A 13,949-nucleotide genomic window follows, 5' to 3' on the forward strand; every position below is an offset into this window, starting at 1 on the left:
CCCCCGCCCGAGCGGGAATAGCCCGGCTCGGCCAGGCCCCCCGTGCGCTGGATCCGGCCCGGGTACGCGCTGGCCCTGGCGCTGCTGGTGACGGCACCGTTGCTGGGGCCCGGGTATCTGCTCCTGCGCGACGCGGTGTCGACGCCGCGGTCGTACCTGTCCGACGCCGCCCTCGGATTGACGTCGGCGCCGCGGGCGACGCCGCAGGATTTCGCGGTGGCACTGGCCTCGCGGCTGGTCGACGGCGGCGTCGTGGTGAAGGTGCTGCTCGTCGCGGGGTTGTGGCTGGCGGGATGGGGTGCGGCACGATTGGTCGACACGGCGCTGCCGGCGGCCGGCGCGGCCGGCCAGTTCGTCGCGACCACGCTGGCGATCTGGAATCCGTACGTCGCCGAACGGTTGCTGCAGGGGCACTGGAGCCTGCTGGTCGGCTACGGCTGCCTGCCCTGGGTTGCGACGGCGATGCTCGCGCTGCGGTCGTCCGGAGGCGGCGCGGGCGCGTTTTCCGCCTTGGTCTTCTGGATCGCGGCGGCCGGCCTGACCCCGACCGGGTTGCTGCTCGCCGCGGCGGTCGCGCTGGTGTGCGTCGGTGCGCCGGGCGCGGGCCGCTCGCGCCGGCTGTGCGCCGCGGCGACTTTGGGCGCCGCGCTGGTGGCGGCGCTGCCCTGGCTGACGGCGGCGGCGATGGGATCGTCCTTGACCGCCCATACCGCGGCCAACGCGCTCGGCGTCAGGGCGTTCGCGCCGCGCGCCGAGCCCGGCCTGGGCACGCTGCTCAGCCTGGCCAGCCTCGGCGGTATCTGGAACGGCCAGGCGGTACCCGCTTCGCGGGCAACACTTTTCGCGGTCTTCTCGGCCGTTGCGTTGCTGGGCGTGGTGCTGGCCGGTGCGCCGGCGGTGGCGCGCCGGCGGGCCACCGCGCCGCTGCTCGTGCTGGCGGTGGTGTCGGTGCTGGTGCCGGCCGCGCTGGCGACCGGTCCGGGTCTGCGCGCGCTCGGCGCGCTGGTCGATGCCGCGCCGGGCCTCGGCGTGCTGCGCGACGGGCAGAAGTGGGTGGCACTGGCGATGCCCGGCTATGCGCTGGCGGGCGCCGGCGCGGTGGTGACGCTGCCCAGGTGGGTGAGGCCGCTGAAACCATCAGCCACCGCCCTGGTGGGCTGCGTGCTGCTGATCGCGGCCCTGCCCGACCTGGCGTGGGGCGTGGGCGGCAAGGTTGCGCCGGTGCGCTATCCGCCGGGGTGGGCGGCCGTGGCGGCGGCGGTCAACGATCGGCCCGGCGCCCCGGGAACCGTCGCGGCGCTGCCGGCCGGGACCATGCGGCGCTTTTCGTGGTCCGGTCCCGCACCGGTGCTGGACCCACTGCCGCGGTGGGTGCGCGCCGACGTCCTCACCACCGGTGACCTGGTCATCTCCGGGGTCGTCGTGCCCGGGGAGGGCGCCCACGCCCGCACGGTCCAGGACCTGCTGCTGGCCGGGCCCGACCCGTGCGCGGCGGCCCGCGCCGGTGTGGGGTGGCTGGTCGTCGAATCCGGCAGCGCCGGTGACATGGGCGCGGCCCGTCGCACCCTGGATGCGCTGACGCCGGTCTACCGCGACAACCAGATCGCGCTCTACCGGGTCGGCGGCGACACCGCGGGGGCGTCCGGGGCCCGGCGCGACGCGACTTTGGCCGCGCACCTGGCGTGGCTGGCGCTGCTGATCGCCGGGGGCGCCGGCGCGGCGGTCGGCGCGGTTCGGCGCCGCCGCGGCGAAGGTGCCGGCGTCGAGGCCGCCCTCGGCGACACATAAACCATGACGGCGACACGCCGGGAGACGTCGCACAGGATTATGTGTCGCGGGGCGGCGCGCCGTCAGATGCCGACGCCGACCAGACCACTGACGAGTCGGCCGGCCTGTACCGCTTCCAGCACACCGCGCATCGCGGTCGCGCTCTGCGCCCAGGAGAACTCACCCGTGCGGGTCTGCGCCTTGGCTCCGAGTTGATCCCGCAGCACCGGATCCGACAGCAATTCCCCGAGACGGTCGACCAGCTCGGCGCGGTCGTCCACCAGGATGCCGGTCACCCCGTCGACGATCGAGTCGGACAGACCGCCCGAGGACCGGTAGCCGATGGTGGGCACCCGGTGTTGGGCCGCTTCGACGACCGCCAGGCCCCATCCCTCCTTGCGCGACGGCAGCACGTGCACCCACGAGCTCTGCAGCACATGGTGTTTGGTGATGTCGTCGACGTGGCCGTGGAAGACCACCGCGTCGGCGATGCCCAGGGAGCGCACGTGGTCGACGAGCCGCTGCCGCCACCATCCGTCGCCGACGATGTCGAGGCGCAGACCGGGTATGCCCGGTCTGCGCCTCCGCAGCTCCGCGACCGCTTCCAGCGCGTCCTCGATCTGCTTGTGCGGCACCAGCCGCGACAGGACCACCACCCGCGGGGTCGCCGCCTGCGGGCCGGACAACGACGCCGCCGGCGCCTCGTCGAGGCCGTTGCGGACGACCGCGATCCGCTCGTCGGCCACCCCGAGGGCGACCAGGTCCCGAGCCGACGGCAGCGACACCGTGAGGTACTGGTTGCGCCGGTTCAGCCACGGTGACAGTTTCGACTCGACGAACCAGCCCACCCGGCCGAGCACCGGCCCGGCCACCGGCCACTGCTCGCGATGGCAGTGGTGGACCAGCACCACCACCCGGCGGCCGTGCACCAGCCGGGCCAGAAAAGGCAGACCGTTCTGCGCGTCGACAACCACGTCGGGCCGCGTCCGCCGCAGCCGGGGGAGCCCCAACCGCGCCCCGGCCTCCTGCACGGCCATCGCCAACAGCGCCCACACGTACACCGAGTAACGGCCACCGGCACGCACGATCCGTACGCCGTCGACCACCTCGCGGCGCGGCGCGCCCGGATAGCGGGCGGTCCGCAGTGTGACGGCGATACCCGAGCCGGCCAGCTGCGCGCCGATGCGCTGCAGGTAGGCCTCGCTGCCGCCGCCCTGGGGGTGTCCGGTGTCGCGCCAGCACAACAGCAGTACTGAGCGCAGGGAAGACATCGAGTTCAGCCTAGCCGGGCGACGATGCCCGCCGCGCAGCGGCGGGAGGAGGAGACCGGCCGTCCAACCCAGCCGGGCGACGATGCCCGCCGCGCAGCGGCGGGAGGAGGAGACCGGCCGTCCAACCCAGCCGGGCGACCAGTGTGACGCGCGGCCATAGGGTTGGCCGGTGGCCGTCACCGACATCTTCGCCCGCCGGGCGACGCTGGCCCGCTCGCTGCGGCTGCTGTCGGCGTTCCGCTACGAGCAGCCCGACCCGCCGCGGTTCTACCGGGCCCTGGCCGCCGACACCGCGGCGATGGTCGGCGACCTGTGGCAGGCGGCCCGCGGCGAGGTCCCGGCCGGCCGCACGCTGCTCGACGTCGGCGGCGGACCCGGCTATTTCGCGGCGGCCTTCGAGCAGGCCGGTATCCGCTATATCGGCGTCGAGCCGGACCCGGACGAGATGCACGCGGACGGCCCCGCGGGGGCCGGGGCAAGGCCGGGCGGGAGCACGTTCGTACGGGCGTCGGGCATGGCGCTGCCGTTCGCCGACGACTCGGTGGACATCTGCCTGTCGTCCAACGTCGCCGAGCACGTACCGCGGCCCTGGCAGCTCGGCGGCGAGATGCTGCGGGTCACCAGGCCGGGCGGGCTGGTGGTGCTGTCCTACACCGTGTGGCTGGGCCCGTTCGGCGGCCACGAGATGGGGCTGACGCACTACCTGGGCGGCGCACGCGCCGCCGCGCGCTACGCCCGCAAACACGGCCACCGGCCCAAAAACGACTACGGGTCGTCGTTGTTCGCGGTGTCGGCCGCCGACGGCCTGCGGTGGGCCGCGAGCACCGGCGCGCTCGTCGCGGCATTCCCCCGCTACCACCCCCGTTGGGCGTGGGGGCCGACCTCTGTGCCGCTGCTGCGGGAGTTCCTGGTCAGCAATCTGGTGCTGGTCCTGTCACCGCAGTAATGAAACATGTTCTCGTTTTGCTTTCGCTTGGGTAGGGTGACGCCCATGAGCGAGAAGACCGAATACGACAAACTGTTCATCGGTGGCAAGTGGACGGCGCCGTCGACTTCCGACGTGATCGAGGTGCACTGCCCGGCCACCGGGGAATACGTCGGCAAGACGCCGCTGGCGGCGGCGGCCGACGTCGACGCGGCGATCGCCGCGGCGCGCGCCGCGTTCGACAACGGCCCCTGGCCCACCACGCCGCCGAAGGAACGCGCGGCCGTCATCGCCAACGCGCTCAAGTTGATGGAGGAGCGCAAGGACAAGTTCACCGCGGTCCTGGCGGCCGAGACCGGTCAGCCGCCCACCGGCATCGAGACGATGCACTGGATGAGCTCGATGGGCGCGATGAACTACTTCGCCGGCCCCGCGGCCGACGACGTGAAGTGGCGCGAGATCCGCAACGGCGGCTACGGGCAGACCATCGTCTACCGGGAGCCGATCGGCGTGGTGGGCGCCATCGTCGCGTGGAACGTGCCGCTGTTCCTCGCGGTCAACAAGCTGGGTCCGGCGCTGCTGGCCGGCTGCACCGTGGTGCTCAAGCCGGCGGCCGAAACTCCGCTGAGTGCAAACCTTCTCGCGGAGACCCTGGCCGAGGCCGGCCTGCCCGAGGGCGTGCTCTCAGTGGTGCCCGGAGGAATCGAGACCGGCCAGGCGCTGACCTCCAACCCAGCCGTCGACCTCTTCTCCTTCACCGGCAGCTCCGCCGTCGGCAAGGAGATCGGCCGCCGCGCCGCGGACATGCTGAAGCCGTGCACGCTGGAGCTCGGCGGGAAATCGGCGGCCATCCTGCTCGAGGACGTCGACCTGGCCTCCTCCATCCCGATGCTGGTGTTCTCCGGGATCATGAACACCGGGCAGGCCTGCGTGGCCCAGACCCGCATCCTGGCCCCCCGCTCGCGCTACGACGAAATCGTCGACGCGGTAAGCACTTTCGTGCAGGCGTTACCGGTCGGCCCGCCGTCGGACGCGGCCGCCCAGATCGGGTCGCTGATCTCGGAGAAGCAGCGCGCCCGTGTCGAGGGCTACATCGCCAAGGGCATCGAGGAGGGCGCCCGGCTGGTGTGTGGCGGCGGCCGCCCCGAGGGCCTGGACGGCGGCTTCTTCGTGCAGCCCACGGTGTTCGCCGACGTCGACAACAAGATGACGATCGCGCAGGAGGAGATCTTCGGCCCGGTGCTGAGCATCATCGGATACGACACCGAAGAGGACGCGATCAAGATCGCCAACGACTCGGTGTACGGCCTGGCCGGCAGCGTCTGGACCACCGACATCGACAAGGGGATCAAGGTCGCGGAGAAGATCCGCGCCGGGACCTATGGCATCAACTGGTACGCGTTCGACCCCTGCTGCCCGTTCGGCGGCTACAAGAACTCCGGCATCGGTCGCGAGAACGGGCCGGAAGGCGTCGAGCACTTCACCCAGCAGAAAAGCGTGCTGATGCCGATGGGTTACACCCTGGAGAGCTAGGCCGGGCTGACCGCCCCGCACGCCGAGCGTGCACTCACTGCGAGATTTCGGCCCGGCTCAGATTCACGGGCTGACGTCTCGCGCCGAGTGCACGCTCGGCGTTTTCGGCGTTCGCCAGCCCGATGATTATGCGAGGCACCATAGAGACCGGCCCTAACCATGCGCGCCGATCCGCCATTGTGACGGCCGTCTCACCGGTTTCCGGTGGTATGCGGGTTACTTAGGGAATGAAAGTTGCTTGCTGGACAAATGTCTTATATGGTTCTCAGCATAGTCAAAGGCCACACACGGCCGGGGAGTAAACCATGTGGATCATCGAGCTCAACGTCGCCGGCTACCAGTTCATCCGTGCGCTACCCGACCTCAAGCGGCGGCGGTTCCGGTTCGGTCCGCGTAGCATGCCTTGGCCGGCACCCCGGCATTCGCACGCTGCATGACGCCGGCCACGGGAGGTACGACAGTGCCGACTAACAGGCTGACCACCACCGACAAAGCGCCCGACCGTCCCGCCGCGAAGCGGTGCGACACGCGCATGAACATGTTGATCAGCGCCGCCGAGGTGATGCGGGAGCGCGGAGCAGCCGGGGTGACCATCGACGAAGTGCTCGCCCGCAGCGGGGCGCCGCGCGGCTCGGTGTACCACCACTTTCCCGACGGACGCAGTCAGATCCTCAGCGAAGCGCTACGGTACTCCGGCGATTCCATCACCGCGATGATCGACGACGCCGCGGGCTGGGGCGCGCGGGCCCTGCTGCGCGAGTTCGTCGAGTTCTGGGAACGTCTGCTGACCGACGGAGACTTCGGCGCCGGCTGCCCCGTGGTGGCGGCCGCGATCGGCTCGACCGACGAAGAACGCGCGCTGTCGACGGAGGCCGGTGCCATCCTCGGCCGCTGGTGTGCGGCGATGACCCGGGCGTTCGTCGCCGACGGCTTCGACGAGGACGACGCGGCGTCACTGGCGGTGATGTCGATCGCCGCGCTGGAGGGCGCGATCGTGCTGTCCCGCTCGACGCACAGCATCGACCCGCTCCACCATGTCGGCGATCACATCGAATTCCTGATCAAGGCAAAGGAATTCGTTATCCGCAACGGCCTGCCCGACAAGCGCGACGGCTGATCTCAGTCGCTGGCCGGCAGCGGCTTGACCTCTTTGAGCTGCAGCGGGGTCGTGCCGATGCTCAGGCTCCCGGCGCCGGGCTTGGTCACCAGCACCTCGGCACCGTTGTCGTCGACGTAGCGCTTGCCCATCACGGTGCCCCCGGCGAACGCCGGGTCCGGCTCGCCCGACCGCTGCGCGCCGATGGCCACCATCGGCGCGCCACCGCAGCGCAGGTCGTCGAGGCTGTCGGCGCTGCGGACCACGATGACCTGGGTGTCGCACACCTGGCTGGCGAGACGGGTTCCGTTCTTGATCATGCGTGCAGTCCTTCCAGCTTTTCGATGATCTCCCGGCGCAGCACCTTGCCAGTGGGGGTGGTCGGCAGCTCATCGCGGAACACTACCCGGTCCGGGGTCCGCGACCCCCGCAGGTTTTTACGCACGAACTCGCGCAGTTCCTCGGGGTCGGGCTCGCACCCCGGAGCCGGCACCACCACGGCGACGATCGCCTGGCCCCACTGCGGATCCTCGACCCCGACCACCGCCACGTCCCGCACGTCGGGGTGCTCGACGAGCACCTCCTCCAGCTCAGCGGGGGCGATGTTCTCCCCGCCGCGGATGATGGTGTCGTCGCTGCGCCCGCCGATGAACAGGTAGCCGTCCTCATCGACCATGGCGATGTCTTTCGTCGGGAACCAGCCGTTCTCGTCCAGCACGGAACCGATCCCGGTGTAGCGTCCCGAGACCTGCTCGCCGCGCACGAACAGCTCGCCGGTCTCCCCGGGACCGAGCACCGTGCCCTGCTCGTCGCGGATCTGCACCTCGACGCCGGGCACGGGCCGCCCGACCGAGCCCAGTCGCCGGGACCCGGCGGCGTCCGGCGCGGACTGCGCAGCGCGGTGGTCGTCGGGGGTGAGCACCGCGATCGTCGAGCTGGTCTCGGTCAGTCCGTAGGCGTTGACGAACCCCACCCCCGGCAGCAGTTCCAGCGCCCGGCGCACCAGCGGCAGTCCGACTTTGGAGCCGCCGTAGGCCAGGTTGCGCAGCGACGGCAGGCGGTGGCCGTCGGTCTCAAGCGCGGTGACGATGCGGTCCAGCATCGTGGGCACCACCGTCGCCGTGGTCACCCGCTCGGCGTTGACCAGCCGCACCCACTCGCGCGCGTCGAAATTGGGCAGGTAGACCATCGTGCGCCCGGCGTACAGATTGGACAGCGCGGCGCTCACGCCGGCGATGTGATACGGCGGCACACAGATCAGCGCGGCATCGGTGGCGGCGGCCGACTCGAACTCGACGCTGCCGGTCACGTAGCTGGTGAGGTTGTTGTGCGTGAGCTCGACGGCCTTGGGTTGCGACGTGGTGCCGGATGTGAACAGCACGACCGCAACCGAGTCCGGGTCGGCGAACTCCGCCGGGTTTTCCGGGGGCTCGGCGCCGCGCGCGGCGGCCAGGAAGTCGTCGGAGACCAGCACCCGCTGCGACGCGTCCCCGATCATGTCGCGGTAGCGGCCGTCGACGATGACCAGCGGTGCGGGGAGCCGCCGGATCAGGGTCTGGATGCCGTCGGCCGACAGCCGGTAGTTGACCGGGGTGAACGCCACCCCGGCGCGTGCCGCCGCGAAGATCAGCACGGGCAGCATGGCGCCGCCGGTGCCGACGTACGCCACGTGCTCGGCGCCCGAGGCCGCGATGACGCCCGCGCCGACGTCGGCGAGATCGCTGAGCTGCTGCGTCGTCAACCGCACGTCGTCACAGACGACGGCCGTGCGATCGGGGTTGCCCGACACGGCCATCTCGAGCAGCAACGAAATGCTCATCCTCGATCTTTCTGATCACCGGGCGTTTTCGGATCACACCGAGACTCTACGAACATAGTGTATCGGGGATCAGGAGCCCGTCCAGCGCGGAGGACGCTTCTCGGCGAACGCGATGGCGCCCTCCTTGGCATCGTTGGACGCGAACACCGGGCCCAGGATCTTCATCTGTTCGGCGAACATGGCGTCCGGGCTCCAGCCGCGAGACTCGATGATGATCCGCTTGGTGGCCGCCACGGCGAGCGGCCCGTTGGCGGCGATCCGCTCGGCCAGCGCGATCGCTGTCTCCAGCGCCTGGCCCGGCTCCGCCAGCGCGTTGACGAGCCCGAGTTCGTGGGCGCGCTCGGCGGGCAGATTGTCCCCGGTCAGCGCCAGCTCCATCGCGACCGCGTAGGGGATGCGCTCGGGCAGCCGCAGCAATCCCCCGCCGCCGGCGACCAGACCGCGCTTGACCTCGGGGATCCCGAACGCCGAGTCCCTCGACGCCACGATCAGGTCGGTGGCCAGCGCCAGCTCGGTGCCCCCGGCCAGGGCGTATCCCTCCACCGCGGCGATCAGCGGCTTGTCCGGCGGACGCTCGGTGAAACCCATGCCGCGGCCTTGAACGACGGGAAGTTCGCCCCGCGCGAAAGCCTTGAGATCCATTCCGGCGCAGAACGATCCGCCCGCGCCGGTGATGATCCCCACCGACAGACCGGCCTCGGCGTCGAGCCGGTCCATCGCGTCCGCCAGGCCCCGGGCGACCGCGGCGTTGACCGCGTTTTTGGCCCTGGGCCGGTTGATCGTGATGATCAGGATCCGGTCCCGTTGCTCGACGAGGACTTCGGGTTCTTCAGTGCCGGCCTGTTCGTTCCCTGTGCTCACGGTGCGCCGAAGCTCCTTACCAAGTCGGTGACTGTTCCCGACTGATGGTAACCGTCCCCGAGCGTCACCCGGAAATGGCATTGGCATCCGCCGAGAGCCCCGTTACCACTCCCCGGGGTGCCCGCGGGATCAGGCCGTGTTCACGCTTGGGCCATCGCGGTCCCGACGACCGTCAGCTCCTCGGCAATCCCTGCGGCGCGGCGGATTTCGATGAAGTCGGCGACCATGGCATCGGTCACCTCGTGGGGATCTTCGAGGGTGGCGCCGTCGGACAGCACCGAGATGTTGAGCTGGTCGACGTAGCTCCACACCGTGATGTTGAGGCCGCTGCCGGCGGTCAACGGACCCACCGAATAGATCTCGGTGACCAGGGCCCCGCCGACCCGGCCGCGCTCGCGGGGACCGGGGACGTTCGAGATGTTCAGGTTGAGCACCTTGTTGTGTCCCTCCCGGCCGGACGCCCACCGGAAGAAGGATTCCGTCGCCGCCGGCGGCAGGTAGGAGGCCCACCGGCTGACCAGTTCGGGGCCCATGAGCTGGTGGCCCTCCTTGGCCGAGATCGCGTTCTCGTGGCAGGCCTGGACCCGCCCCAGCGGATCGTCGATGTCCACGGGCAGCGCCACCAGCATTCCGGTGAAGTAGTTGCCGGAAATGCGGTCCGGGGAGAAGTCGAAGCTGACCGGCACCGACGCCAAAAGCGGATCGGCCTTGCCGTCGTAGCGCAGCAGCATGGTGCGCAACGCACCGGTCGACATGGCCAGCACCATGTCGTTGATGGTGCCCCCGAGCCGCTTGCCGGTCTCTTTGACGTCGGCGAGCGCCAGCGTGGCGGTGGCGAACCGCCGCTCCGGGGTGATCTTGTGGTTCATGAAGGTCGGCGGCGGCTCGAACGGCCGGGTCAGCTCCGGTGACAGCTTGCGCGAGCTGCGGCGCACCCGGCCCAGCCCCTCAGCGGTGTAGCGGATGGTCCGCGGCAGCCTCCCGATGTGACGCAGGTGATCGGCGAACGCCGAACCCACCAACCGGCCCGTGGTGGGCGCCGGGTCCGGCACGTAGGGGCCGCCTTCGGGCCCGGGCTGCAGGTCCATGCCGCGGGCCATCAGGTTGGCCGAGGCGACGCCGTCGGCGAGCGCGTGGTGGATCTTGCCCACCACCGCGATCCGGTTGTCGGCCAGGCCCTCGACGAAATACATTTCCCACAAAGGCCGTTCGCGGTCCAGCGGGGTGCCGGCGATGCGGCCGATCGCCTCGTCCAACTCGCGACGGCCACCCGGCGCCGGCAGCCGCCAGGGACGGATGTGGTGGTCGAGGTCGACCTCGCAGTGCTCGCGCCACATCGGGTGGTGGAACTTGAACGGGATGTCGACGAGCTGATAGCAGAACGGTTCGAGCTTGTTCAGCCGGCCGCCGATGACCTGGCGAAAGGCGTCGATGCCGAAGTCGCTTCTGTCCGCGCTCAATTCGATGACGGCGACCTTGATCGTGTGCATGTGCACGTTCGGCGTTTCGCTGTACAGCAGGACCGCGTCCCAGCCGCTGAGCCGTTTCACCGCTGCCCCTTGCCCATACGGCGACGATACTCAGCGGCGGCCTCAGATGACCTCTTTTGCGCCGATCCGGGTCGTGGTGCGATGGACCTGGTTGAGGAACAGCGCCGTCGCGTGCGCCATCTCGCCTGCCCGTTCGCCGTCGATGAGGTCGAAGCCGTGGCCGGCACCGGGCAATTCGACGTAGCCGACCTTCGAGTGCGACGCCGCGCGCAGCCTTTCGACGAAGCTGCGCGCCTGCGCCACGGGGATCACGGAGTCCTTGCTCCCGTGAATCACCAGGAACGGCGGGGCGTTGCGGTGCACCCGCGCGATGGGCGACGCGTCGCGGTACAACTCGGGGTGGCGGCCGATCGAGCGTTTGACCACCACCCGCTCCAGGAAGTCGACGAAGCGGGCGCGCTCGGGTGTGGAGCGGTCCTCCCAGTCGTAGCGGCCGTAGATTCCGACCACCGCGTCCACGGAGGTGTCCGCCCCCTCCGGCAGCTTCTCCTGGTGTTGCGGGTCGCCGGGGGTCAGGCCGGCCAGCGCGGCCAGGTGCCCGCCGGCCGAACAACCCGCCACCGCAACGAAATCGCGGTCGCCGCCGAACTTGTCGACGTTGGCGCGCGCCCAGGCGATGGCGGTCTTGGCGTCGATGATGTGGCGCGGCCACCGGTGATGCGGCGCAACGCGATAGTCGACGGCCAGGCACACCCAGCCCTGCTCGGCCAGCCGCGACATCAGCGCCGACCCCTGCCCCACGCACCTGCCGTGCACCCAGGCGCCGCCGGGCAGGAACACCAGGACGGGCGCGGGCCGCGCCGGCAGGTCCTTGCGCCGCCAGACGTCGAGGACCTGCGCGGGGTGGTCGCCGTAGTGCACCGCACGGCGATAGAGGTAGCGGTGCTGGCGCAGCGCGTCCCAGATCGGCGGGGTCCGGTCCGCGGCCGGCCATTCGCCGTCGAGGTCCGCCGTGGGCACGACTTCGCGCAATGCCGCGACGGAGACGTCGCGCATGTACTGCCGGTCGCGCCGCCGCGTGTCCCGGATCCCGGGCGTCAGGAGGTCTTTCGCCATCGCGGCGAGGGCTTCCGGTGCCTGCCGCACACCCCAGACGCCCATCGCGGCGACGCCGCCCAGGGGTTCCAGGTGCTTGCCGACGATCGGGAGCGATGCCCCCGCGACGCTCAAGGCCAGCGCGTAATCGCCCGGGCGGGCCCGTAGCAACCATTTCACGCACGATGTCGTGCTCGGGACCCTCGCCGTCATCACGCGAGGGTACCCTCGCGCACTCCACGGAAACTGACGTTTGCGTCGAGGGCGTCCGGCCGGGCTACCGGGCCGCGAGGCTCGCGACGACCCGGGCGCCCACCAGGCGGACGTCGGTCAGCGTCAGCCCCACCTGCGCGGCCAGCGTCTCGGCGCTGTCGACACCGACGGATGCCCAGCGGAACCAGGGCCCGATGTCGCCGGCCGACTCCAGGCGCACCCAGCGCACCCGGATCCCGATCGCCTCGGCGTCGAACTCGGCGACGCAGCGCCCGCCGCGGCCCAGCAACTCGGCGGCGCGGCCCAGGATGCGCAGCGGGTCTCCGCCCAGGCCGATGTTGCCGTCGACAAGCAGAACCGTCTGCCATTGCCCCGTTCCGGGCAGCGGCTCGAAGACATCGCCCAGCAGGGCCGGCGCACCGCCGCGACCCGCCAGGCGGATCGCGGTCGCGGATCGGTCGATACCCAGCGCGGGGACCCCCCGCTGAATCAGTCGGGCCACCAATCGCCCCGGACCGCAACCGAGTTCGATGGTCGGCCCGTTGCACAGCTGCGTGACGGCTTCGTCGAAGTCTTCGTCGAGGGCCTGATCGGGTGCGGCCGACTCACCCGGCGGGGACCGGACACCCAGCCAGCGGTGAACCGGCAGCGGGCGCACCTCGCCGTCCTCGTGGCGGATCCAGCACCGTTCGCCGCCCAGCGCCCGATCGTAGAGATGCCCCAACACTTCTGTCCCTCGCATCCTGCCCGAACCGCCGGCCCGGGCGCATGGGGCGCCCGTCGGGAGAGGTTACGACCAACCCGCACCGCCGACATGCCGGCCTGTACGCGGCCGTCGGCACTCCCACCGATACCCCGATCTTTGCCCGACCAACCCTGAGCCTGCCACAGCCGCACGCCGGCGGCGCGCGGTGGTTCGGCGCGCGGGGTCACCGGATCCGCCGGCTCGGGCGGCCCGCCGCGTGAGCGATACTCGACCCATGCCCAACAGCGACGTTCACCCCGACCTGCGCAAAGTCGCCCGTCTCACGCCTCGGCACATGATCGGCCCGCGGACTCTGCGGATCATGCGGGCGGTGGCGCGGCTGCGCGGACGCGGCGGCGCCGGCGACGTCGAGGTGATCGACCTGGGCCCGGGCAGCGGCGTGCGGTTGTTCCGGCCCGTCGGCGTTTCCGGGACGACGCCCGCGCTGCTGTGGATTCACGGCGGCGGCTACGTGCTCGGCAGCGCCGAACAGGACGACCCGGTGTGCCGCCGGTTCAGCACCCGCCTGGGCATCACCGTCGCGTCGGTGGAATACCGTCTGGCGCCCGAACATCCCTATCCGGCACCGCTGGAGGACTGCTACGCGGCGTTGACCTGGCTGGCCGAGCTGCCGTCCGTGGATGCGCGGCGGGTGGCCATCGGGGGCGCCAGCGCCGGCGGCGGGCTCGCCGCGGCCCTGGCGCTGCTGGCCCGCGACCGCGCGGAAGTCAGCCCCCTGTTCCAGCTGCTGGCGTATCCCATGCTCGACGATCGCAGCTCGGCGTCCGGCCATAATCCGAACCACCGGCTGTGGAGTGCGCGCAGCAACCGGTTCGGGTGGGCGGCGTATCTGGGCGGTGCCGACCCGCAGGTCGCCGTCCCGGGCCGGCGCACCGACCTGCGGGGGCTGCCGCCGGCGTGGATCGGGGTCGGCACCCACGACCTGTTCCATGACGAAGACCTCGCGTACGCCGAACGGCTGCGGGCCGCCGGGGTGGCGTGCCAGGTCGAGGTCATCCCCGGGGCGTTCCACGGCTTCGACATGTGGGCGCCCAAAGCCGCAGTGTCACAACGCTTTTTCGACAGCCAATGCGACAGCTTGCGTGCGGCGCTGACCGCGGTGGCCTGACCGCC

At 71.1% G+C, this 13,949-nt stretch carries 12 protein-coding genes; 5 read left to right on the plus strand and 7 right to left on the minus strand.

The features are described from left to right. Positions 1–42: 42 nt before the first annotated feature. Entirely contained in the window at positions 43–1,788 is a 1,746-nt protein-coding gene (locus FPZ47_RS06095; RefSeq protein ID WP_144956775.1) for an MmpA family trehalose lipid delivery protein, read from the plus strand. Between the two features lie 62 nt (positions 1,789–1,850). Here the strand turns inward: FPZ47_RS06095 and FPZ47_RS06100 are convergent, their stop codons facing one another. Beyond that, on the minus strand, positions 1,851–3,038 hold the full coding sequence (locus FPZ47_RS06100) for a glycosyltransferase family 4 protein (RefSeq protein WP_144956772.1): 1,188 nt from the start codon (positions 3,036–3,038) through the stop codon (positions 1,851–1,853). 169 nt (positions 3,039–3,207) lie between these two features. Here FPZ47_RS06100 and FPZ47_RS06105 point away from each other — a divergent pair, with 169 nt between their 5' ends. From FPZ47_RS06105 to FPZ47_RS06115, 3 genes are all read left to right on the plus strand, one after another. Beyond that, complete coding sequence (locus tag FPZ47_RS06105; RefSeq protein WP_144956769.1) at positions 3,208–3,984, plus strand: class I SAM-dependent methyltransferase; 777 nt, start codon at positions 3,208–3,210, stop codon at positions 3,982–3,984. 45 nt (positions 3,985–4,029) lie between these two features. Next, on the plus strand, positions 4,030–5,496 hold the full coding sequence (locus tag FPZ47_RS06110; protein ID WP_144956766.1) for an aldehyde dehydrogenase: 1,467 nt from the start codon (positions 4,030–4,032) through the stop codon (positions 5,494–5,496). 532 nt (positions 5,497–6,028) lie between these two features. Beyond that, entirely contained in the window at positions 6,029–6,613 is a 585-nt protein-coding gene (locus FPZ47_RS06115) for a TetR/AcrR family transcriptional regulator (RefSeq protein ID WP_484213802.1), read from the plus strand. Between the two features lie 2 nt (positions 6,614–6,615). Here the strand turns inward: FPZ47_RS06115 and FPZ47_RS06120 are convergent, their stop codons facing one another. The 6 genes from FPZ47_RS06120 to FPZ47_RS06145 all read right to left on the minus strand — a co-directional run bounded on the left by FPZ47_RS06120 (position 6,616) and on the right by FPZ47_RS06145 (position 12,797). Beyond that, a complete protein-coding gene (locus FPZ47_RS06120; RefSeq protein ID WP_145039351.1) occupies positions 6,616–6,912 on the minus strand; it encodes a hypothetical protein in 297 nt (98 codons plus the stop codon). Beyond that, complete coding sequence (locus FPZ47_RS06125) at positions 6,909–8,411, minus strand: class I adenylate-forming enzyme family protein (RefSeq protein WP_144950279.1); 1,503 nt, start codon at positions 8,409–8,411, stop codon at positions 6,909–6,911. The genes FPZ47_RS06120 and FPZ47_RS06125 overlap by 4 nt, the downstream gene beginning before the upstream one ends. 69 nt (positions 8,412–8,480) lie before the next feature. Beyond that, positions 8,481–9,272, minus strand: coding sequence for a crotonase/enoyl-CoA hydratase family protein (locus FPZ47_RS06130; RefSeq protein ID WP_144950277.1), 792 nt, complete (start codon positions 9,270–9,272; stop codon positions 8,481–8,483). A gap of 140 nt (positions 9,273–9,412) precedes the next feature. After that, a complete protein-coding gene (locus FPZ47_RS06135) occupies positions 9,413–10,822 on the minus strand; it encodes a WS/DGAT/MGAT family O-acyltransferase (protein ID WP_144950275.1) in 1,410 nt (469 codons plus the stop codon). Positions 10,823–10,864: 42 nt separating this feature from the next. Then, positions 10,865–12,070 (minus strand): alpha/beta hydrolase, encoded by a 1,206-nt coding sequence (locus FPZ47_RS06140; RefSeq protein ID WP_144950273.1) that lies wholly within the window; start codon positions 12,068–12,070, stop codon positions 10,865–10,867. Positions 12,071–12,134: 64 nt separating this feature from the next. Next, on the minus strand, positions 12,135–12,797 hold the full coding sequence (locus FPZ47_RS06145) for a class I SAM-dependent methyltransferase (RefSeq protein ID WP_144950299.1): 663 nt from the start codon (positions 12,795–12,797) through the stop codon (positions 12,135–12,137). 253 nt (positions 12,798–13,050) lie between these two features. Here FPZ47_RS06145 and FPZ47_RS06150 point away from each other — a divergent pair, with 253 nt between their 5' ends. Beyond that, entirely contained in the window at positions 13,051–13,944 is an 894-nt protein-coding gene (locus tag FPZ47_RS06150) for an alpha/beta hydrolase (RefSeq protein WP_144950270.1), read from the plus strand. Positions 13,945–13,949 lie beyond the last annotated feature (5 nt).

Origin of the sequence: Mycobacterium helveticum, assembly GCF_007714205.1 — a bacterium.
Taxonomy (GTDB): domain Bacteria; phylum Actinomycetota; class Actinomycetes; order Mycobacteriales; family Mycobacteriaceae; genus Mycobacterium; species Mycobacterium helveticum.